The organism is Microbulbifer maximicatervae (SeqCode) (assembly GCF_052466985.1).
This window is the reverse complement of record NZ_CP174298.1, coordinates 1,252,397-1,274,121: the sequence shown is the minus strand read 5'-3', so window position 1 is coordinate 1,274,121 and position 21,725 is coordinate 1,252,397. Positions and strand designations below refer to the sequence as shown.

21 protein-coding genes and 2 pseudogenes are annotated in these 21,725 nt (G+C 46.3%); 10 read left to right on the top strand and 13 right to left on the bottom strand.

All coding sequences use genetic code 11. The annotated features are described in order from the left end of the window. The first annotated feature begins 7 nt into the window (after positions 1-7). Both ACJJI3_RS05605 and ACJJI3_RS05600 read left to right on the top strand, forming a co-directional pair. Positions 8-3,190 carry an efflux RND transporter permease subunit gene (locus ACJJI3_RS05605; protein ID WP_444941793.1) on the top strand — a complete coding sequence of 1,061 codons (3,183 nt, stop codon included), beginning with the start codon at positions 8-10 and terminating at the stop codon, positions 3,188-3,190. A 409-nt stretch (positions 3,191-3,599) separates the two neighbouring features. After that, positions 3,600-3,968, top strand: a complete 369-nt coding sequence (locus ACJJI3_RS05600; protein ID WP_444941792.1) for a hypothetical protein — start codon at positions 3,600-3,602, stop codon at positions 3,966-3,968. Between the two features lie 68 nt (positions 3,969-4,036). On the opposite strand, the pseudogene ACJJI3_RS05595 reads toward ACJJI3_RS05600, so the two are convergent. From ACJJI3_RS05595 to ACJJI3_RS05580, 4 genes and pseudogenes are all read right to left on the bottom strand, one after another. Beyond that, positions 4,037-4,171 (bottom strand): annotated as a pseudogene (locus tag ACJJI3_RS05595) (IS256 family transposase); the annotation flags it as partial. A 9-nt stretch (positions 4,172-4,180) separates the two neighbouring features. Next, a pseudogene (locus ACJJI3_RS05590) lies at positions 4,181-4,417 on the bottom strand (IS256 family transposase); the annotation flags it as partial. 51 nt (positions 4,418-4,468) lie between these two features. Beyond that, positions 4,469-4,783, bottom strand: a complete 315-nt coding sequence (locus ACJJI3_RS05585; RefSeq protein WP_444941791.1) for a hypothetical protein — start codon at positions 4,781-4,783, stop codon at positions 4,469-4,471. After that, positions 4,776-5,093, bottom strand: a complete 318-nt coding sequence (locus ACJJI3_RS05580) for a hypothetical protein (protein ID WP_444941790.1) — start codon at positions 5,091-5,093, stop codon at positions 4,776-4,778. The genes ACJJI3_RS05585 and ACJJI3_RS05580 overlap by 8 nt, the downstream gene beginning before the upstream one ends. A 961-nt stretch (positions 5,094-6,054) precedes the next feature. Here ACJJI3_RS05580 and ACJJI3_RS05575 point away from each other — a divergent pair. Both ACJJI3_RS05575 and ACJJI3_RS05570 read left to right on the top strand, forming a co-directional pair. Continuing rightward, positions 6,055-6,615 carry a putative adhesin gene (locus ACJJI3_RS05575; RefSeq protein WP_444941789.1) on the top strand — a complete coding sequence of 187 codons (561 nt, stop codon included), beginning with the start codon at positions 6,055-6,057 and terminating at the stop codon, positions 6,613-6,615. Between the two features lie 38 nt (positions 6,616-6,653). After that, positions 6,654-6,851: a transposase family protein gene (locus ACJJI3_RS05570; protein WP_444941788.1), complete on the top strand. Its 198-nt coding sequence runs from the start codon at positions 6,654-6,656 to the stop codon at positions 6,849-6,851. Positions 6,852-7,010: 159 nt separating this feature from the next. On the opposite strand, the gene ACJJI3_RS05565 is transcribed toward ACJJI3_RS05570, so the two are convergent. Then, the gene (locus ACJJI3_RS05565; protein WP_444941787.1) at positions 7,011-7,199 is read right to left on the bottom strand and encodes a hypothetical protein; all 189 of its coding nucleotides are present in this window, start codon (positions 7,197-7,199) and stop codon (positions 7,011-7,013) included. Between the two features lie 396 nt (positions 7,200-7,595). Further along, the gene (locus tag ACJJI3_RS05560; protein WP_413665747.1) at positions 7,596-8,189 is read right to left on the bottom strand and encodes an FMN-dependent NADH-azoreductase; all 594 of its coding nucleotides are present in this window, start codon (positions 8,187-8,189) and stop codon (positions 7,596-7,598) included. 101 nt (positions 8,190-8,290) lie between these two features. On the opposite strand from ACJJI3_RS05560, the gene ACJJI3_RS05555 reads away from it, so the two are divergent. After that, entirely contained in the window at positions 8,291-9,223 is a 933-nt protein-coding gene (locus ACJJI3_RS05555) for a LysR family transcriptional regulator (RefSeq protein ID WP_444941786.1), read from the top strand. Between the two features lie 37 nt (positions 9,224-9,260). Here the strand turns inward: ACJJI3_RS05555 and ACJJI3_RS05550 are convergent, their stop codons facing one another. Further along, positions 9,261-10,142, bottom strand: coding sequence for a putative selenate ABC transporter substrate-binding protein (locus ACJJI3_RS05550; RefSeq protein WP_444941785.1), 882 nt, complete (start codon positions 10,140-10,142; stop codon positions 9,261-9,263). Positions 10,143-10,511: 369 nt separating this feature from the next. Between ACJJI3_RS05550 and ACJJI3_RS05545 the strand changes: the two genes are divergently transcribed. Continuing rightward, complete coding sequence (locus tag ACJJI3_RS05545) at positions 10,512-11,339, top strand: alpha/beta hydrolase (RefSeq protein ID WP_444913027.1); 828 nt, start codon at positions 10,512-10,514, stop codon at positions 11,337-11,339. A 129-nt stretch (positions 11,340-11,468) separates the two neighbouring features. On the opposite strand, the gene ACJJI3_RS05540 is transcribed toward ACJJI3_RS05545, so the two are convergent. Further along, positions 11,469-11,966 carry a DUF1097 domain-containing protein gene (locus tag ACJJI3_RS05540; protein ID WP_444913028.1) on the bottom strand — a complete coding sequence of 166 codons (498 nt, stop codon included), beginning with the start codon at positions 11,964-11,966 and terminating at the stop codon, positions 11,469-11,471. Positions 11,967-12,043: 77 nt separating this feature from the next. Beyond that, positions 12,044-12,853 (bottom strand): SDR family oxidoreductase, encoded by an 810-nt coding sequence (locus ACJJI3_RS05535; protein WP_444913029.1) that lies wholly within the window; start codon positions 12,851-12,853, stop codon positions 12,044-12,046. 58 nt (positions 12,854-12,911) lie between these two features. On the opposite strand from ACJJI3_RS05535, the gene ACJJI3_RS05530 reads away from it, so the two are divergent. Further along, on the top strand, positions 12,912-13,802 hold the full coding sequence (locus tag ACJJI3_RS05530; protein WP_444913030.1) for a LysR family transcriptional regulator: 891 nt from the start codon (positions 12,912-12,914) through the stop codon (positions 13,800-13,802). A gap of 271 nt (positions 13,803-14,073) precedes the next feature. Then, positions 14,074-15,270 (top strand): M12 family metallo-peptidase, encoded by a 1,197-nt coding sequence (locus ACJJI3_RS05525; protein WP_444913031.1) that lies wholly within the window; start codon positions 14,074-14,076, stop codon positions 15,268-15,270. Between the two features lie 79 nt (positions 15,271-15,349). On the opposite strand, the gene ACJJI3_RS05520 is transcribed toward ACJJI3_RS05525, so the two are convergent. Both ACJJI3_RS05520 and ACJJI3_RS05515 read right to left on the bottom strand, forming a co-directional pair. Continuing rightward, entirely contained in the window at positions 15,350-16,195 is an 846-nt protein-coding gene (locus tag ACJJI3_RS05520; protein ID WP_444917114.1) for a mechanosensitive ion channel family protein, read from the bottom strand. Between the two features lie 240 nt (positions 16,196-16,435). Further along, the gene (locus ACJJI3_RS05515; RefSeq protein ID WP_444941784.1) at positions 16,436-17,185 is read right to left on the bottom strand and encodes a flavodoxin family protein; all 750 of its coding nucleotides are present in this window, start codon (positions 17,183-17,185) and stop codon (positions 16,436-16,438) included. Positions 17,186-17,393: 208 nt separating this feature from the next. On the opposite strand from ACJJI3_RS05515, the gene ACJJI3_RS05510 reads away from it, so the two are divergent. Continuing rightward, positions 17,394-17,984 (top strand): hypothetical protein, encoded by a 591-nt coding sequence (locus ACJJI3_RS05510; RefSeq protein ID WP_444941783.1) that lies wholly within the window; start codon positions 17,394-17,396, stop codon positions 17,982-17,984. A 237-nt stretch (positions 17,985-18,221) separates the two neighbouring features. On the opposite strand, the gene ACJJI3_RS05505 is transcribed toward ACJJI3_RS05510, so the two are convergent. After that, entirely contained in the window at positions 18,222-18,956 is a 735-nt protein-coding gene (locus tag ACJJI3_RS05505) for a hypothetical protein (protein WP_444941782.1), read from the bottom strand. A gap of 382 nt (positions 18,957-19,338) precedes the next feature. Then, complete coding sequence (locus ACJJI3_RS05500; protein ID WP_444941781.1) at positions 19,339-20,334, bottom strand: tyrosine-type recombinase/integrase; 996 nt, start codon at positions 20,332-20,334, stop codon at positions 19,339-19,341. A gap of 207 nt (positions 20,335-20,541) precedes the next feature. Here ACJJI3_RS05500 and ACJJI3_RS05495 point away from each other — a divergent pair, with 207 nt between their 5' ends. Then, positions 20,542-21,600, top strand: a complete 1,059-nt coding sequence (locus ACJJI3_RS05495) for a DNA-binding protein (RefSeq protein WP_444941780.1) — start codon at positions 20,542-20,544, stop codon at positions 21,598-21,600. Positions 21,601-21,725: the final 125 nt, after the last annotated feature.

The window sequence follows — 21,725 nt, the reverse complement described above, 5'->3', positions numbered from 1 at the left end:
AGGGGTTATGGCAAGTTTTTTTATCAATCGGCCCATCTTTGCCTGGGTGCTGGCAATTATCACGATACTGGCAGGTGTGTTGTCTATCGGCGAGCTGGCAGTTGAGCGCTATCCAAATATCGCGCCACCGTCGATCAATATAGAGGCAAATTATCCAGGCGCTTCCGCCAAGGTGGTTGAGGATTCGGTTACTCAAATCCTCGAACGCAACATGAAGGGCCTCGATGGTCTCCTTTATATGTCCGCCACCAGTCAATCCAACGGTGGTGTTTCAATCTCTTTAACTTTCGAGAATGGAACTGACCCGGATACAGCCCAGGTCCAGGTGCAAAACAAAGTGCAACTGGCGATGCCGCTGCTGCCACAGGAGGTCCAGGTACAAGGAGTAAATGTTAGTAAGTCTCGAGGTGGCTTCCTAATGGTCGCCGGCTTTGTGTCTGAAGACGGCAGCATGAACCGCAATGATATTGCTGACTATATCAATTCGGCCATTGTTGACCCGATCAGCCGGGTGCCAGGCGTGGGCAATGTGCAGGTATTTGGTTCCAAGTACGCGATGCGGATTTGGCTCGATCCCAATAAGCTCACCACCTATGAACTTACCCCTGGTGATGTTACCGATGCAGTGCGGGCCCAAAATGCACAAGTTACGGTCGGAAGCCTTGGTGCTGCTCCCTCTATTCCAGGGCAACAGCTAAATGCGGCAATTACTTCCCAGGAACGTTTGCAAACCCCTGAGGAGTTCCGGGATATTATCGTCAGAGCCAATGACGATGGCTCGCTCTTGCGCCTGGGAGATATTGCTCGAGTCGAGCTAGGGGCGGAGAATTATGAGTTTATTTCCCGTTACAATCGCCAGCCTGCAACCGGCATCGCTATTAACTTGGCGACTGGGGCCAATGCCCTGGAAACTGCTGATGGGGTGAAAGCCAAGTTGAAGGAGCTGGAGGCTTACTTTCCCCGAGGCCTGACTTCGGTAGTACCATTCGATACGACACCGTTTGTTGAGGCATCTATTAAGGGTGTTATCTCTACCTTGATTGAAGCGATCGTCCTGGTATTTCTGGTGATGTATCTGTTTCTTCAGAACTTCCGTGCCACGTTGATTCCGACGATTGCGGTACCAGTGGTGCTAATGGGTACTTTTGCCGTACTCGCTTCGCTGGGATTCTCAGTCAATATGCTCACGATGTTTGCCATGGTGCTTGCAATTGGGCTGCTTGTGGATGACGCCATTGTGGTTGTGGAGAATGTCGAGCGGGTGATGCGGGAGGAAGGGCTCTCCCCTAAAGAAGCCACTAAGAAGTCGATGCACCAGATTACTGCGGCACTGATTGGCATTGGCGTAGTTTTGTCGGCAGTGTTTGTGCCCATGGCATTTATGGATGGCGCCACCGGCGTGATCTACCGTCAGTTCTCCGCCACGATTGTTGCCGCTATGGCGTTGTCAGTGTTGGTGGCGATTATCCTGACACCAGCGCTTTGTGCGACCTTGCTGAAGCCAATATCCAAAGGGGAGGGGCATGGGGAGAAGGGCTTTTTTGGCTGGTTCAATCGCAACTTTGATCGAGGTAGCCAGCGCTATCAAGGTGGAGTACAAGGTATTTTGAAGCGCAGCGGTCGTTTCATGCTGTTGTTTGTTGCGCTTTCCGCAGTCATGGCCTTCCTATTCCTGCGATTGCCCAGCTCGTTCCTGCCGGATGAGGATCAGGGTGTGCTGTTCTCCATGGTGCAGGCGCCGGTGGGGGCAACCCAGGAGCGCACTATGAACTCTATCCGAAAAGTAGAGGACCAGTTCCTGAACAATGAGCAGGGTATCGTGAAATCAGTATTCTCGGTACAGGGGTTCAGCTTTGCCGGTAGCGGGCAAAATACCGGTATTGCTTTTGTAAATTTGGAAGATTGGTCCCAGCGTGAAGAAGAGTCTCAGAGCGCTGGGTCTGTCGCCATGCGCGCGATGGGTGCCTTGATGCAAATTAAAGATGCGATGGCTTTCGCTTTCGCACCTCCGCCGCTCCCCGAGTTGGGTTCTTCTGGTGGTTTCAACTTTTATCTTCAGGATAATGGCAGTTTGGGTCATGAGGCTTTAACAGCAGCCAGGAACCAGTTTCTGGGAATGGCCGGGCAGAGTGAACTTTTGGCTAATGTTCGCCCCAATGGCCAAGAAGATACCCCGCAATTCCGTGTAAAAATTGATAATGCAAAAGCAGCTGCGCTTGGCTTGTCTATCGACGATATTAACAGCGCTTTGAGTACAGCATGGGGCGGTTCATATATTGATGACTTTATCGATCGCGGGCGGGTAAAACGGGTGTATATGCAGGCTGATGCTCCCTTTAGGATGGTCCCGGAAGACTTCCAATTGTGGTCAGTGCGTAACGATAAGGGCGATATGGTACCGCTATCATCCTTTGCCAGTTTTGGCTGGGAGTACGGTTCCCCCCGCTTGGAGCGCTATAACGGCGTTCCATCAATGCAGGTTAATGGGCAGGCTGCACCCGGAGTCAGCTCTGGTGAGGCAATGGAAGAGGTTGAGCGCCTAGTGGCGCAACTACCCGCAGGTATTGGTATGGAGTGGAGTGGTCTCTCATATCAAGAGCGCTCTGCTGGAGCACAAACCCCATTGCTGTATACCTTGTCCCTTTTGATCGTGTTCTTGTGTTTGGCTGCTCTTTATGAGAGCTGGACAGTACCGACAGCAGTACTATTGATGGCTCCTTTGGGAATCCTGGGTGCAGTACTGGCCAATAGCATAAGGGGCATGGAGCGCGACATTTACTTCCAAGTCGCGATGCTGACAACAGTGGGGCTAACCAGTAAAAATGCCATCCTGATTGTGGAGTTTGCGAAACAGAATCTGGAAGACGGTATGGAACTGGTAGATGCCACGATGCGAGCTGTACGGGACAGGTTACGCCCGATTTTAATGACATCTCTCGCTTTTGGTTTGGGGGTGTTGCCCTTAGCCATAGCAACCGGAGCTGGCTCAGGTGCCCAACGGGCAATCGGTACCGGTGTGTTCGGCGGCATGATTGTTGGAACTCTACTGGGAATTTTCTTTATCCCACTGTTCTTTGTTGTGGTGCAGCGGTTGTTTGGCAGGAGAGTGCATAAGCAGGAAGTGGAGCTGGCTAAACAAGACATTTCGTCAGAAAAAAATGAGAGAGCAGAAGCGGCCGAAGCGCTTTAACAGAGCTTTAACTATAAATTAAATAAAGCCAGGCCAGGTTAATGGGCCTGGCTTTTTACTTTCTGGCCCCCCATAAGTCACAAGATCCCTGAATAGGTTGCTACTGCCAGTCTCAAGATACAAAGTGAACCTCTTTAGTTCCAGCTCCGCCAACATGTCATCGTTTTAAATTATTCGCTGAAGTAATGAAGCATTAGCAATGATTTAAATCAAGAAGCCGAATAGTGTTTGGAGTCAAAATGCTAATCCCAGGCAAGGTGAGTAGCTATCCATACATGATTGAGCCTCACTTCCAAGCTAGATAGTGCAGTATAGAAGCCTGATATTGACGTTCATAGATTATTACTTCTATGGGGCCACCGATATTGCATAAATGTTATTAGCAGATAATTTAAAGTGAAGAGTCGGGATGGATTTAAAAGTTAAAGAAGGTCAAGTGTGGAAATATGATAATCGAGAGGGCGAGGAGAATTCGCGGGTTATCATATTAAAAATTGAAGAGTCTAAGGACGATTCAATGGTGGTACATGCTCAGATTTCAGGTATTAAAATTTATAACCCTAATAGTGGAGAGGTCATTGAGGAAATTACTCATATGCCGTTTTCAATTGAGGCACTAGGGACGAGTTTAAATGAGCTGATGGGGGAGTCTGAGATACCTGATTTTGAGGAGGGCTATGATTCGTGGAAGCGAGAATATGATAACGGTAAAGCGGGTGTGTTCACTATTTCTATAGGAGAGGCTGTGAAGTATATGGATGATGCGGTGAACAGCTAAATAATAGATTTGCTACCACATTTCAGCGACAAATGGAGGGTATTCAAAACTCTGTGTCAGCCATAGCCTCAGAGGCTGATGTATTTCTCCAAACGATCGGGGAAGTGGATCGTTAGCTGTGACAGCGTCAGATTCCAGTTTTGAATTGGGTGCGTCCGGCGCCCGGAGGCTTTTAGTATACCGGCGTACAGAAGCTTCAGTACTGGCGAAGCCTCCCGTGGCGTCTGCAGTTCGAAGCTGCCGGCGGGACTTTTCATGGTTTTTGAGGTGGTACCATTCTTGCTGTTGGGTTTGTCCCTGCTGGCGAGTTGCTCCTCCAATTCCGCCTGCATGGCCGCTTCAGTGAGTTGTTTTATCAGTGGGGTCAGGATGCCACCTTTGCCACGGAGATCCTTGCCCTCACGCAGCGCCTTAACGGCAGCGTTCATATCGAAAGTAGGCTTGGTAATGGGGCATCTCTTTTTTGCTTATAGTAAAGAAATGACATAGAAGTCTGAACATTACCACGGATTTTTCTTCAACCAATTACGGACTTTTTCATATTTGTGTGTGGTGTAACTATCTACAATCACATGTAGAGCTTTATCTTTCTCCGTTCGAGCCTCTACTATCTTCACGAATGACAGAAATTCCAGATGACGATGGCGTTTCTTGCACTCCCCAATGACCTCTCCCATGAATACATTTAACGCTGCAAACAAAGTACTTGTGCCATGGCGTTTATATACATGAGTCAGGAAGCCAGCTCGTCCTTGTTTCAAAGGCAGCTCTGGCTGGGTTCGATCCAAGGCCTGAATCGAACTCTTTTCAGCCACCGAAAAAAACCACCGCATTTTCGGGTGGGTTTAAGTACAGTCCCATCATGTCTTTAAACTTTTCTTCGAAGTTTGGGACATTGCTGATCTTAAATTGACGTATCAGGTGCGGTTTAAATCCATATTCCTGCCACACACGTGCCACCATCATATGGTTTGTACGGAGTTTGGCCGCCATGGTTTGAACCCCGTGGTAGATCTTTCTCATTACCTTTAAAGCCAGATTCTGCGAACCTGTTTCGCCATCTAGCAATTTTATGGGCTCTAAAGGGCAAGCGTTCAGCAATTTCTCTGTTCGATATATCTTCATCGCCAAGCCAATACAATTGACAGGCGCTCTTTGATTCTCGCTGGAGTCTTACCACTGCGACAGAGACGTTGAAACTCTTTACGTTCCTCGTCTGTGAGGGCTATTGTTACGGGGGCGGGCACTGTCTGTATACCAAGAGCAGCCAAATTATATTTAAATAGTTTGTTCGTTACACCACTACTAGTTAAGTAGAGACCTCTGATCAAACTACCTGAGAAACATCCTCCATACCTCGAAACAAGCATGCGCTTTAGCCCTTCCAAAACTAAGGTCTTTCCAGCAAGTGCTCAGTGGAGGGTAAGGTGAAGGATGGTCTTTCTATCGTAACCTGATAGCAAAATCCATAAAATAGCCTCAAAACATACTCAGTTATCAATAGGTTTCAGACCTACTTTTCTACATTGTAGCTGGGGAAGGCAAGGCTCAATCAATTTATGAGGCAACTTATAGTTCTTAGTTAATTTGAGCGTAAGCCTGTTCACATTTAATTTTTTACATTCTGTGAATACAGGAAAGAAATCAATTCCAAGTGGTGAAGTTTCGTATGTTGGTGGAGACTTTAGCAATTCTTGATGGCGGTATGGCCACTATTTCAATGAATAACCATAATATCCATACTTATTTTTTGAGTTTTAATAGGTATATTTTGTAGAGAGAAATCTACAGTATGACTTTAGTATCGCTCCTTTTTTTCGGTTTTGAAATGTGCACGGAAAATTCCTTAATTGATAAATTTAATGCTCTAACCCATATTATGAGATGTTTATCCTAATGTGTTTGTTGTGTCAGGTGTGCATGATTATGTTGTTGTTCAGAAAGCAGGTTTGCGGCTATTAATAGCGGGCGGGGTGATGCCCTTACGGATTTTACCGTTGATCTGAATTTATTAATCTGTAAATATTGAATACAGCTAGACCCGGGTAGGGAATTTTAACTAACCTTTTAATTGATAGAGATTGTTATGGATACTCGTGAATTCGGAAACGTAATAATACATAGGAAAGATAACTCGACTGGGGGAGAGGCCATTCTTTATGCGCATGGTTCATTTGATAAAGGCTCCAAAGTTGTGGCGCTGCCAGGAAAAGTAGCAATGTACTTTTACTCCTTTCATGGCTCTGCTTCTACTGATCATGCAGTTAAAAGTTTGACTAAAACGGGTAAGCCTGCCGACACGGATAACGAGAATGGTTTAGTCGAATTTAGCGAAGCTAAAACATTTCTGAGAATGGGATCTGGAAAAGTGATCTCTATTGCTGGCTGCGGTGCAGAGGTGCGCAACTATAATCTTTCGTATAACGAAAAAAGCCTTCCACATCTGGATAGTATCAAAACCGCTTGGGAAAGTGGACTTCATAACCACGATCTGATTTTAGTGAAAGAGGGTGCCAGCATTAAATTGGCTGATGTTTTCAAGGTTATCACTGAAAATAACTTAGAATACAATAAGGTACATTTCACTGCTTGTCGGTCACCTAGCCGAGGGAATGATTTTGACCAGCAGAAGCCGTACCCGTACTAACTTATAGAATTTCCGCTCATACTCTAATTCTATGGGGTATGAGCCTTAATGGCGCTTTACCGAGGGCTGTCCCAAGCCTTTTACACTACTTTGGCGATATGGAAGATCCTAGGGTTAGTCGACGCAAGCAGTACGCCCGACCCGATATTTTACTTATCATGTTTTGCGGTGTCATTTGTGGTGCGAAAAGCCGTAGAGATTTGTTGATTTCGCAGAGTCGAAGAAGGATTACCTAAAAAGATTCACACCTCTAAATAACGGAACATCCTCAAAAAACACTTTTAACCGGGAGGTTTCGTAAGCGATTAAGCAAGCCCACCTAATACCCACCAACTTATCTCTACTCTCCTGTTTTTTAACGATCAGGAATTCTCAATGAGCACCCAGAGCGCTAGCTAGATTGCCAACATAAGTGGCAGACGCTTATCCACTAGAAATTCCAGCGGGCTCCAATAATTTAACATCACTCTAGGTCGGGCATTAATACGATACACTGCACCGTCAATTTGCCTGTTCGGTAACTTGCTAATCTCTATCCCTTTCGAAAAAAAACGCCTCAGCAGTCCATTGGTAATTTCGCTCATACCACGCTCCCACGAGTGATACGGTTTGGCAAAATATAAGTTTCCGCACGGTCGACTGATGCCCCACGAATTCATTTCGGTTGTTGTAAGTTATGGTTTTACACACGGCCTGATAAGACTTCAGCATCTGTTTGATAGCACGGCCCACTGTCTTCTTACTCTTATTTGATATTCTGCGAGTGAGCAACAATGTGGAGGCTCGTTCAACTAGGGTCACCAGATAGCCATCTTGACCATAAACTGTGTCGCCATCCCAGTGTCCGAGCTTGGTGTTGTCATCAACAATCGCTAGAGGTCCGTCAATATCGATGCGTCCCGGTATTAGCTTCACTTCCGCCTCAGTGTTATGGCACACTGAATTTGAGGGGAGAGAATCTACTCCCCCCAAGTCACGTTTCACACTAGCTCAGCAATACGCTCTTTTGCCGTGGCCAACGCCTTCTCCTTTGCTTCATCTCCCATTGCCAAGCCTTCAGCATAGACAAACTCCACATCAGTAATGCCAATAAACCCAAGGAACTGTCGAAGATAATTACTTTGGGGATGATCATCACCATAAACACCACCTCGTGAAATTAAAACGACGGCTTTTTTGTTCCTTAATAAGCCCTCAGGGCCGTTTTCGGTATATCGGAATGTTACCCCGGCACGTGCAATAAAGTCGAAGTAGGTGTGCAAATTAGACGGGACGTTGAAGTTATACATCGGGATACCTAGCACCAGCAGATCTGCCGATGATATCTCCTCTATCAGCTTGTCCGAAAGTTCTGCAATTTCACTTTGCTTGTTTGAACGGCTATCAGCTGGCGTGTTGTGGGCTTGAAAGTGCTCCAGGCTCAGATGAGGTACAGGCTCGGATACCAAGTCACGATGGATGATTTCATCATCCGGGTTATTAGCCTTCCAGCTCGCTATGAAATTGTCCGTAAGTTGAGATGACTGGCCGTTCTCTTGAAAGAGGCTGGACTTAATGTTGAGTACCTTTGCCATGACTGCTTCCTCGTAACTAACTTTGTATGAAGCTATTGAAACATTCATTAAATTGATTAAAAATTAGAATTATTTGCTTATTTCTATCTAAAAATTCGATCATGAGCCAACAATTGACACAATTAGCAAACCCAAAGATCACTCTTGAGCAGTGGCGTTGCTTGATAGCGGTAGTTGAAGGGGGAGGGTATGCAAAGGCCGCCGAGCTTCTGCACAAGAGTCAGTCGTCGGTAAGCTATTCAGTGCAGAAGTTGGAATCATTACTGGCAGTAGCGGTTTTCACGATTAGTGGACGCAAGGCGATTCTGACTGCCGCTGGTGAGATGCTTTACCGGCATGCAAAGCAATTGCTGGAGGATGCCTCTGCAATAGAGCAGGCCGCTGGCCGGGCGTCTGCTGGGTGGGAGTCCCAGATTGCGATTTCTGTGGAGGTGCTATTCCCAATATGGTTGCTACTGGACTGCCTTGCGCTATTTGGTGAAGAGAGCCCCCAGACCCGTATTGAAGTCCATGAAATGGTGATCAGTGGTGCTTTGGAGGCTTTAAATGAAGGGCGGGTCGATTTTGCGATCAGTCCTAGAATCCCCCAGGGCTACAACGGTGAGTTACTACCGGTTCCTGCCCGGCTTGTTCCCGTGGCGCACCCCAGCCATCCCCTACATAAGTTGGATCGCCCGTTGACAATGAAAGATCTCCGTAATCACCGGCATTTGGTGGTTCGGGATACTAACCCCCAGCGCGGAAATAAAACGCTTACGGTTGACGTCGCTAAGCGATGGACGCTAAGCAGCATGTCTTCTTTGATCAGAGCCGCCTGTCAGGGGTACGGTTTTTCTTGGTTACCGGAAGATAAAATTCTTAATGAGCTTATTGAGGGAAGTCTAAAACTGTTGCCCCTTGAAGGAGGAGGTAAAAGAGAGGTCCCTATGTATCTGATCTTTCCTAACCGGGATGATATCGGCCCCGGCGCACTGAGATTGGCAACTATTATCAGGGAGCGTTTGCAGGATCTGTCTTCCCCGGAGAGTTCTTAAGTAAGAACCAGGTAGGTCGGCAGGGCCAACAGCTCGCTTACTCATTATTCAACAAGCCAATTTCGTGAGCGGTCTCGACGATTGGCTGGTACATTGAGTTGTCGGCTTTGATAAACCCTTTGCGGGGAAATGCGGCAAGTAGTTTAGGGTCCCGCATATTCAAAATCGCCTGCTGGACCTTGTCTAAGAAACCGTTGCCCCAGGTTTCATCGACATCCCCACGAATTGTCCAGTTGTAATCTGGATATCCTGGGGTTTTCCAGATTACTTGCACCTTGCTCTCATCCACTTTGCCGGCTTTCTTTTCGTTCTCCCACACTTTGTGATTCAGGGCGCCCACCTGATATTTCCCAGACTGCACTAGATCGAGGGTATTGGAGTGGTCGCCGGCAAAGCCTACACGGCTGAACACCTCGGCCGGGGGCTTGCCCAGTGCTTTTCTAATAAAATACTCCGGCATTAGCCGCCCAGAAGTGGAGTGCTCTGAACCAAAAGCAAAGGTCATACCCTCAATACCACGGGGGAACTCTTTTGAGGGAGTGAGCCCAGTACTTTTATTCGCAATAAAATAGGAGGTGAAATTTTGATCTCCTTCTCCCTGGGCAATGGCTTTGGCGCCAGGCTCCGCAACACGGGCCTGTACTCCAGTAAATCCGCCAAACCAGGCCAATTGAACTTTGTTATTTTTAAAGGCTTCAACCGTATCGCTGTAGGACTTCACCGATAAGTACTTAACTTCAACCCTAAGCGTGTCGGACAAATACTGTGCAACTTTGCCAAAGCGTTTTTGTAAGCGCTCCGGGTCCTGGTCTGGAATGGCAGTGAAAACAAAAGGTTTTGGGTTTTCTTGAGATAATACGAAGGGTACGCCGCACAGAATTATGAGGCTTAGAATAGACACGGTTAAACGCTTTAACATTCTTTTGGTCCTCTGCGGATCTGTAGTTCAAAATTTGTAGGATAAAACTAAAAGTTTAACTATAGGCGTTATATATAGATCAGAATGTTTGGAAGAAATTGTATTTCTCTATTTGGGCTAGCAAAAGTGAGATGGCTTTCTACCATTTATCCGCAATATCTGAGTTGTTGAGATAGTTGACACATATTTAGGCCTGTACAGGTGTTTATTATAGGGTTTCTTCCTCTGAAGGATGCTTTCTGTGATAAATATGCCCGCCACACAAGCCAGGGGAGTTACGGAGTTGTTTGGAGGCTCCTTAGACTCTAGAAAGAACCTTTAGTATAAAATAGGCAGTTTATGCCAGCACTTGCGGAGTCGAAACATAGAATGAGTGAGTATGATGATCAGTTTAATCTGCGCAAGCGGCACCCATTTGGTAGAGTGCATCTGCTAATCAATGAGCTACAAAGCTATTTGGCCACGCAAACCCTGAGAAACTCACTGGATATCAGCTACGGAGATAGCCCCGGTGAAAAGATTGATATATTCCCTGCTAAATCTCCTACTGCACCGGTTTTTGTGTTCATCCACGGCGGGTATTTCCGGGCGCTAGATAAAAAGCAATACAGGTACATTGCCAAGCCCTTTGTAGAGGCCGGGTGTACAGTTGCCTTGGTCAACTATGATTTGGCACCCGCCGTCAGTGTTAAAGAAATTATTGAGCAAAATATAAAGGCATTCTTATGGATATATAAGAATATTGATCGCTGGAATGGCAACCCCAGTAATATAGTGGTCTGTGGTCACTCTGTTGGGGCCTTTCTTGTTGCTAAAATTTTAGAATTTGAGTGGACACCTGAAGTCCGTAGCTCAATTAGCGGCGCTATTATGTTAAGCGGGCTCTATGATTTAACAAAGATGAGGCAATCTTATCTCAATGAATCTCTGCGTTTATCAGAAGATGACGTTACTAATTTGAGTCCCATTTTTGGCGATATTAGATGTTTCACCAAAGCGATTGTTGCAGTAGGCGATGATGAGACTGCGGAATTTATTGACCAGTCAAAAAGGTACTGTGGGAAGCTACAGCAAACGAAAAGCCCGTGCGAATATATACTTTTGAAAAATAAAAACCACTATACCGTATCGCGTATGTTAAGTAGTAGAAATAATGATCTAATGAATAGGATACTGGATATTTGCGGTGTGAATTGAGAGAGGGGGGATACGATTTAACGCTCAATTTATATAGTTTTGAACATAAATTGGGATTACCAGCTTAAAATCAGGGAGCCTCTTAAGGCCTGTAGGACATTACTGAATTATGCCGAGACTCCCTGACTATCAATTAGCTTTACTTTCTCCAGTAAGAGATTGTAGGTAGGAGCAGCAATAGCCAGCGAGGATGCCTAGAGCGGTCACTATTGTCAGCCCAATCACTCCAGATAGAACGTTGGCTGGATGGGCTGCAAAGAAAGTGATTAACCCTAAAAACCAGGCAATGATATTACCTACAAGTGGCAGTCCTCTTAGTGATACCACCACAAATGCAACGGAAAACACTATAACTGCGAAGGCAATATTGCCCATCATTGGTAGCAATAGGGCATTAACTATAGCTGCTGTCATCCCCATCAATATTCCCAGAGCAACACAAATCCCACTGGAGATTGCGCTGAAGGCAGAGCCTGGCTGTGAAAAGAAAGCAACCCAGCCAACAAACATAGCCCAGGGTGGTAGTTCTAACATAGAGCAAGTGAATGCTGCTGCACCGGCAATAGTTGCAGCGATAAGGGTGTCCCTGATGTATTTAGCCGACGGTACTTGGGCTTGATCGACCATTGGTTTTTAGTCCTCTTTCCAACTGGTATAACGATCAGTTGGAGATTGTTAAGTTGAAGCGGGCATTGGCTGTGAAGCTAGATAATTCCACCGTTGGCTCGTATAACTTGGCCGTTGATCCAGCCACCTTGCTCACTGACTAAAAAGGCAACGGTATTCGCAATATCTTCAGGCCTTCCCAATCGCTCAAGTGGCGACATTTTGGCAAGATTTCCCACCATTTCATCAGTCTTTCCGGATAGGAAGAGCTCGGTAGCCGTAGGCCCTGGGGCAACGGCATTCACAGTGATATCTCTCCCCCGCATTTCCTTGGCGACTACCTGGGTCAGAGCTTCAACAGCTGCCTTGGTCGCCGCATATACGCTGTAATTCGGCATACACAAGTCGACGACACTCGAGGATAAGTTGATGATTCGGCCACCTTCTTGAAGCCTTGCGGTGGCTTCACGCATGACATTGAAGGTGCCCTTAAGATTTACAGCTACCTGACGATCGAAATCATCTTCTTCACATTCTGCCAGAGGGGCTAGTTTCATAATGCCCGCATTATTAATGACAGTATTGATTCCGCCAAAGGTGACTTCTGCCGAGTTGAATAGGCGTGAAACCGCCTGTTGATCACTGATATCGGCTTGGGCAGTAACCGCCTTGCCACCCTCTGTTTCAATGCGGTTTACCAACTTTTCGGCAGCTGAAATATTACTTTCAAAGTTCACCAGAATGGTAAAGCCATCCTTTGCCAGGCGAGAGGCGATCGCCGCGCCTATGCCACGGGAAGCTCCTGTTACCAGTGCCACTTTCTCCATAATGATCTCCGTAGTGATTACTGGAGCCGCCCTTGCAGCTCCCTGATTTGGCTGTATTCCCATACTATTCGTGTTATTCATGTAGATAATCCGGCTAAAATAGAACCTATTGTTCCAAATAAACAAACAATAGGGCGATATGGATAAGCTGGATGCGATGCGCTTGTACGTGCGGATTGTGGAGCGGGGCAGTTTTACAGCCGCTTCTACTGATCTTGGGATTCCGAGGTCGACATCGACTCAGGTGATCAACCGGCTAGAGAAGCGGCTGGGAGTCAGGTTGTTGCAGCGATCGACTCGCAAGGTAAGGGCAACACTGGATGGGGAACTGTATTATCAGCGCTGTATTTCAATACTTGCGGACGTAGAGGAAGCAGAAGGGGCATTTACAGGTTTATTGCCAGGCGGTGAGGTGCGGGTAGACGTACAAGGGACTATTGCCCGTCATTTTGTTATGCCGCAACTCCCCCAATTTTTTGCCCAGTATCCTGACATTTCTTTGGTAATGAGTGAGGGGGATCGATGGGTGGACTTAGTCCAAGAAGGGGTCGACTGTGCTATTCGCTATGGACACTTGGCGGATAGTGAGCTGATTGCCAGGCGTTTAATCATGCTGGAACGGCTTACATGCGCATCGCCGCAATACCTGGAACACTACGGCCACCCAAGCTCTTTGGAACAACTGAATGGTCACCGTGTTGTAGCGCTGCGCTCTATAACGACTGGGAAGTCTACGCCGCTCTCTTTTTGTCTTGGCGATAGGGTAGAGACGTTGCAAGTTCCGGCGCAATTGACGGTAACTGGGACAGAGAGTTACTTGGATGGCGTTAAGCGGGGGCTCGGATTAGCTCAATTTCCAAAGTTTCATGTAGAAAAAGAATTGGATGCTGGAAATTTAGTTGAAATATTGCCCAATTTTCGCCCGCCCAGCGAGCCGGTATCGGTTGTGTTCACCCAGAATCGCTTTTTATCTCCCAGGGTTAGAGCATTTATTGAGTGGTTAAGTAAAATATTTTCAGTTTCCATTTAAAGGATTGTGATTAAGCTTTCATTTGAATTTAATTTTCCAAAAAGTTATCTGCTCTTCAGATAGTAACTTGTCAAAAATTTGCGAAGTTAAATTATTGGTAGCCGTAAGAATATTTTTTTAGTTAAGAATCATATAGAGTAGCCGCGCACTGTGGATTTCAATAAATATTTCTATTCAGTATTTTAAAGGCTGCATTAATAGATTTATTTTTATCTTTAGTGCGGATCTTTCTAAATTGATTTTCCGAGAAGCGGATACAGGGAGTATGTCTGTGAAAAGCTTTAAAATTCTTGCGCCTTTCGTGTTGCTATTTTCTACATTTGGCGCTTATTCAGAAGAAAATGTGAATGTTGTTTTTGAATCTTCCATGAGTGAAAGTAGATCAAATATAATCTCACATAAAACTAAAAAAAGTTTAAATAATAAGATTTTTAGCTTGAAGCCCGGTAGTACCCTTGAGGTTCCCAGTGAGCTCGGCAAGCAACGGTTTACCTTGCAAAATATTCGCTCAACAAAAAATAGGGCTTCACTATCTGCATTTTCTGAGGATGGAAAAGGGTTTATCACCTTAGCCGAGAACAACGGTAGAATTGTTGGCTCAATACAATCTGAAGGTAGGCTCTACAAAGTGAGACCTGCCGGAAAAGGCGCGGTTACAATCGCTGAGGTTCCAGACAATTCACTTGTCGACCATGATAGTAACTACTTCGAAGAGATGGATTTTACTTCCAAGGTTGGCGCGCTAAACACAACCTCAGGAATTGCGACTACTGACTCTGGTGGAAAAATAACCGTTATAGTTGCTTATACCGATGCCTTTGAGGCAGACGCCGGTGATGTACCCGCCTACATGGATTTATTGGAAGAGGAAACCAATGTTTCATTTGCCAATAGTGAAGTCAATACCTCGGTAGAAATTGTTCACTCTTATAGAACCAGCTATGCAGAAAGCGGTAGCTTCTATGTGGACCGCGAGTACTTTTCGAATGACGCATATCCAGAAACTAAAGAACTATACGAACTTAGAGACTTGTATAGTGCAGATGTAATGATTGTTTTAACCGGCAATGATTTGTACAGCGGATCATGTGGATTAGCTAAGACGATCTACGCATCGGAATCAACAGCCTTTGCTTTCGCAAGGGAAGGGTGCGCAACGGGGTACTTCAGCTTTGCCCATGAAATTGGCCACCTAATGGGAGCCCGACATATTATCTACAGTGATTCGAATATGGAGCCGTTTGAATATGGCCACGGCTACTGCAATACCACCCCTTCAACTTGGAGGAGTGTGATGGCCTACAATTGCCCGTCGGATCGAGGCGGCCCCAGAATTCAGCAGTGGTCCAACCCGGATATCACAATAGATGGAGACCCTACAGGCACCTCCAACCTAGAGGATAATGCGCGGGTTATCCGTGAGCGCGCCTGGGAGGTTGCGAACTTCCGGGTCGATGGGGAAAGTTAACGGCAAATTCATACAAGAGCCGCTAGTTAGGCAGAACTGCTAGCGGCTTCAATCGGCGATACCTTTTAATACGACTGCGTTAAGCTTTAGACCCCACGTCCTTGGTCTTCTCGAACCAAAAGTTATAGAAGTCTTCAGTCACCAACTGTTCGATATTGGTGGCTTCCTCTCGGGGGCAAAATACGGTTACCGTGGTTACATCGTGGCCGAGCTCATTGGTCGTGATACAGACTTTGGCATCCGGTCCCGAGAGCTCAACGCCCATGCGGTTCTCAATCAGGTTGCAGTAGCGTTCGGCAACTTCACGGAAGGACTCGCAGTGTTCTTTAAGTCGCTCAGAGATAAACTTCTTGGCTTCAAATGGATTCATTCCTTTGCTTTCTCGGGTAATCGAAAAGGTGTGCTCGATATACCGGCGCATAAAGTTCAGGTTCTTTACCGGTTGGGTAAAGAAGGCATTGTTAGGGATGTACAGAGTTGTTCCTGTATAGCCATTGCCCAAACCGTGCGGATCGATTTCTAAAAGGGTGGTGCTTAGCCAGTCACTATCGGTGACTTCACCAAATTGATTGCCGACTTTGATCCAGTCTCCCACAGTAAACGAGCGCATGTTTGCCTGGTACAAGCCACCAACGAGGCACTGCACACCCTCTCTCAATGCCAGCACAATTGCCACAGAGAAAGCGGCAATGGATAGGGCAAAGTCCCGGAGTTCGCTTACCCAAATTGCTATCAGGCCAACTACCAATAACAAGTTGCCAAGGTTATGTATGGTATTGATACGGCGGCGCTTATCCGCTTTTTGCCAACTACTTCGTGCTATTACTAGCGTGAGCAGGCCACGTAATAACATCACTACTGAGATCAGGCATATGGTGATAAATAATTTGCTATCCAGGATATGCGCTAAGAACTCTGGTTTCATTCGGGACAGGGACCTCACAGGAATTACTGGACCACCAATTCATATGGCAACGCCTAGCATCCCTTTATGGAGAAAGGAGTGCTATGCCGGGCAGGTGGGTGTTAATGGGAGCAAAGAAGGCGGGAATTTATCCCTGGTGCTACATCTTGTAAATAGGATTTTGTAAATACGGATAGACTTGGCCAAACAGCAACAACTTTAGGCTGCTTAGCTCTATAAAGTTAAAAATGCAGGATGTTTCTATCGATAATCAGGGTTAGGAAAGTCGGGCTTACAGCCGGCATCCCAGGCAGAGCGCTGATTACCGTGGGCGGGAATGCCCCCAGCATCTTTTATCATTCGCGCCATATGCATCAGGTTCCAGGTCATAAAAGTGGTGTTGCGATTGGTAAAGTCGTTTTGCGGACCACCGGAACCAGGGTCAAGATACGAGGGGCCGGGGCCCGCTTCTCCCACCCATGCCGCATCGGCCTGAGGTGGGATTACATAGCCGAGGTGCTGCAAAGAGTAGAGGATATTCATGGCGCAGTGCTTAGCACCATCTTCATTGCCAGTAATAAGACAGCCGCCCACGCGACCATAATAGGCGTACTGGCCTTTTGAGTTGAGATCTGCTGAATTCGCATAAAGCCTTTCTATGGTCTGGGTACAAATAGAGGATTTCTCCCCCAGCCAGATTGGCGTGGTTATAACCAGAATGTCCGCCTCTTCAACTCGACGGTAGATCAACGGCCACTCATCACTATCCCAGTCGTGTTGGGTCATATCCGGGTAAACGCCAAAAGCTATATCATGATCAACGGGGCGTAATACCTCAACTGAGACTTTGTTTCGCTCCATGATTTCTCTGGATATGCGAATTAGGCCGTCTGTATGAGAGAGTTCAGGTGTTGGCTTTAGTGTGCAGTTGAGAAATAGCGCCTTGAGGTCGGAGAAGTCCGACTTGCTAGACTTGCAGTCTTCAATTTGTTTTTGATTTAGCTTCGTCATTTAAGGCCTCCTTGCCACAATTTAGATAATAGCCTGAGTTCTAATCCCGTGATTTCAAAGAGGATCGTTTTGACTTATTCGCCCGAGGTCAACTTGAGGACTATAGACCCTTAGAGCTCGTTACTTTTGGCGTGAATCAGCTTGCTCAGAGATTATCTAACCATAAAGCTGCACCTATATTTGACTGACAACCATCTTGGAAGTCTCCATGAAAATAAAAAATCACATATTACTTTTGCTCGTATCAGGACTTATGACTCTTGTGAACATGCCTGCCAATGCTCAGTCGGAAGCCAAAGATTCCCTGGAGGGGGTGTGGTGTGCGGTTGAAGGAGAGTCGTTTATTTTCTATGAGCACAGCCCGGACGCCTTTACTTTGGAGAAGGGGCAAATTTGCCGGACCTTTAAGGTTCTCAAGCAAACAGGTGTAGGCGGTGGTGGCCGTTATCTTGAGGTAACGAAGAAACCGAATGTTAAACACCAGCTGACTGCGGTTGAAGAGACGGTGAATGAGGCCACTATTGCCAAGGATATCGGTATCTTTGCCTACATGAAGAGTGGCAATAGAATCCAGTTGGTAGCTGTTGATGTTTCCGATGAGAGCGTTACAAATTTGACCTTAGATGGCAGTGGCACTATGCGCGGCTTTATTGAAGAGGTTACAGCTGATCATTCTGCCGGGCAGGGTCATGAAGCTCATGTTGGGGTTCTGTTCTTTCGGAGGTCATCCTCATCGATACCCGAGACCTTTGATCAGGATTGGGAATCAATTTTCAATGAAACCCATACCAAGCAGTAGGGATACAGGCATTAGATCATCCATCGTGATAGATCTCTCATGTACTCCTTGAGGCTCAAGTTTTTGTGAGTTCGACTCTGCCTAACAACCTGACAACAATGATTGTACGGCACTCAATTTGACCATTACACAGGTAGAGGGGCAGTATCATGTGCTCTATTCAGGCTAAACTGACAGAAAATGTACTTTTGGCTACTCGCAATTCAAACAATCTGAGCAGGTTAAACTCTATTTTACTTAAACAGTTGATCTGGAGGTTTCTGGTGAGCTCATTTTTAATAAGAAAAACCCCATCAATAGAAAGTAAATTGCTGTAACAATGACATTGAGCAACCCTGAGATTAAGCTCAATACAGCAGGTAAATCAAAGAACCTGTTATATGGGAGGATCATCATAATAGGGATAAGCCATTTTGTATATCTTAACTCTAATTTGTAACAGGAGATTGCGAATAGACATACAAATATACCGTTAAAAGTCACCGTATTTACGAACGTATCCAATAATTCTTGAGCTACATAAATTCCAAAAGCTGACGTTTCTAATGAGATCGTCCTGATATTATCGCCTAGTGCCAAGGAGCTTGTATAATCATTAGCTATTGGTATAAGTGCTAATCCCAAGAGCTGGGCAATATTGATAATAGCTACGGAGACCAGGGTGAATGAAATCAATGCCGCTGAAGCAACTTTACTATTCTCCCAAAATAGGACTGCAATAAATACAAACGAAAGGGCATAACAGGTCCTTAATGCGAGTAAAATCAGTTTCAGGATAAGAAATTCATTTGGGGTTTGGCCAAGCGCGATCAAAAAATCGCCCATTTGAATTGTAGAGCTGGGCTTAAAGAACTGTATATTGTTTGGCAGTAAAATAATGAACCCAACAAACAATATGAACTGAATAAAAAATAGATAGCCTGAAACTTTCGCTAAGTCATTACTGTTGAACCTTAGTTTTTTTAGCTTCATCTATTTTTATTCCATAATCAGACAACTGATAGATCGATTAATATCAATCCCTACTAGCTCAGGCAACGCTTGATATGTATATAATTGTAAATAATTATTAAATTAAGTGTTGGATAACGCTTGAGCTTGACTTTTCGCCTGTCCAGTTGAATCAATTAACCATGCATAGGGCCCCGTATCTTTTAATTTGCTCGCTTTTCAAGCCTCTTGGCACCGCCTTGGCGATATATAAGAGCCGCCAATGGAATTTGAATCCAGTCTAGGTGGCGATGTAATACTCATGCCAAGAAGTAGAGGTTTGAGTATTTGTAACCTTCAAGTGCTTTAACTGTTGCATTTATTTTAGGGTAAAGACCTATTGCTAATAGTGCATAAGTCATTACTAATCGATCAGTTCCGACATCTTCTTCATCAAGATAGCTGAGGCGTTGTCGGTAAACTGTTGCCCCTCCTCAATATACTCCCAGACAGTGGCATCACTCTTCCACCCACCTTGCTTCTTGATCAGCTCAAAGCCAACTTTTTCTCGCGCAGCAGAAGTAGACAGGCCTCGGCGAAAGCTGTGGCTGCTGAGTTCGGCAACAAAGTCAAAACCGCAGGCTTCCCCGAGATTTTTCAGTAGATCGTTGATAGCTGTGGGGTTTAGCTGTCGACTTTGCACCGTATCCCAGCGATTGACTGACCGAAATACTGGCCCAGCTCTAATGCCACTAACGTCTAGCCAGGACTTAAGTGCTCGTGCGGGACAGATTTCAGGGGTGCCGTAGGGAAGGGCGCGCATCATTCCCTGACCACTTTGATCTGTTTTTGATTTGGGCAGGCGAATGATCAAGCCTTCCTCCTCCCATATCAAGTCTTCTACCTGGATCGACACCAGCTCACTGCGCCGGAAGGCACCGAAGAAACCTACCAGCACCAATGCTAAGTCACGGGCCTTCTTCTTGGAGTCTGGTTGAGAGCGCAACTGTCGGGTAAGGGCCGCAATGTGTTCGAGGCTCAGCGCCTTGGCTTTTTGCTTGGGCTTTCCGTGGGTGCGGCGAATACCGCGCATGGTTTTCTGTACTAGCGGCTCAGCGACTGGGTTGGAAATGCCTTGATAAAGGTGCCACTGGCCTATAGCGGTTAAGTGCAAATCCAGGGTGCGTGGGTTCAATTGCTCGGCCCGACTCAATAAATAGCTAACCAGTGAATGGCTATCGGTGGGGAGTCGGCCTCCCCATTTCTCGAACTGGCGAATGGCAGACCGATAGGCTTTGCGAGTGCTGTCTGAAGTCGCTGCTCGCAGGTACTTCTGAATGTCACCCTCAGTCAGAAGTGCTCCAGCCCCGCTAGATGTACTACCGAGCGGGGATTGAGCTTGGATTTTGATTGAAGCCATAGGCTGTTTTCTCATGAATTCTGCGTCACCCGGAAACCACTATTTGTACTGAGGGTACGTTAAAGGGGGATTCCCTTACTTTTATAACCTTCGATAATAATCATTATCGAAGGTTAGATGGGTTAATTCAAGAATTGGTTTATTTTTATATATTATGTATTATTACGTAATACGTAATTTGGTACAAAATAATCTGAGGAAAGGCTAATGGCGCGCACAGGGGTCACCTATCTGGACATTTTTGAAGCAGCAAAGGCGATTAAGGCCCGGGGGGAGGAACCGACAGTTGATAGGGTGCGCGCTCATCTGGGGACTGGGAGTAAAAGTACAATTGCGCCGCTTCTAAAACGGTGGAAAAGCGAGAGTTCCAGCAGCACTGATGTCAGCGGCTTGCCTAAAGATCTGGTGGAGGCACTGAAAGGGCTTCATCAGCGTATCCAGGGCGATGCGTACCAAAGAGTGGAGCAGGTTCAGCAGGAATTTGAAGCTAAAGAGCTGGAGATAACAGAGAGACTAAATGAAGCTCAAGAGACCAGTAGCAAGCAAACCGCATTGATTCGCGAGCTGGAGCAGAAGCTTTCAGCTTCTGAAGGTGAGAAGCGCCGCCTCAAAGTTACCCTGGGTGAAACTCAGTCAGAACTGGAAAAAAGTGAGTTTCAATTGGAGCAGGCCTCGGTTCGAGCTGAGGAGCAGAAGGCCTCAATTGAAGAGATGAAGCAGGAGAATCGCGATGTGCGCGAACACTTTGAGCACTTCCAGCAACGAACAGCTACAGACCGGCAGCACGAGCGAGATCAGTTTCGATCTTCCAGTGAGCAACTTAAGGGGCAGGTGACCTCACTGACGGAGCAATTTGGGTTGGCGGAACAGAGGATTTCTGAGCAGGATCTCCTGTATAAACAGGGGCAGGCATTAATTACTGAACTCAATCGGGAAAAGCAGGAGTTGCGTGAAAATATAGGCGCCGCTCAAGCCGAAGCGGCAAACTACAAGCGGCAGGCTGAAGAGCAGGCGGCAAGCGCTGAGCTCCAATCTTCTGAAATTACACGATTACAGGATGAGGTTACCCGCCTCCAGAGCAGCGGTGTAGGGCAAGCTAAGGAGATTCAGCTTCAGCAAGTATCTTTGGAAAGGCTGGATGCTGAACTGGGTGCTACAAAAGACCAGATAGAGACCTTGTCAGACGAGAATCGTATCCTTCTACAGGAGAAGGCAATGCTGCAAGGGCAGTTTGCCCAACTGGAAAAATCTTTGGGTAAGCAGTAGTTCAGAACCCGGCAGGTTGGGGTCGTCGTCAGTTGATAGCCCCAGTTCAATTGGTTGTCGCATCTAAACAGATGTGACAACTGTCAAATTGAAATACTTTGACTAGCTGGTACTATTAAAGATAA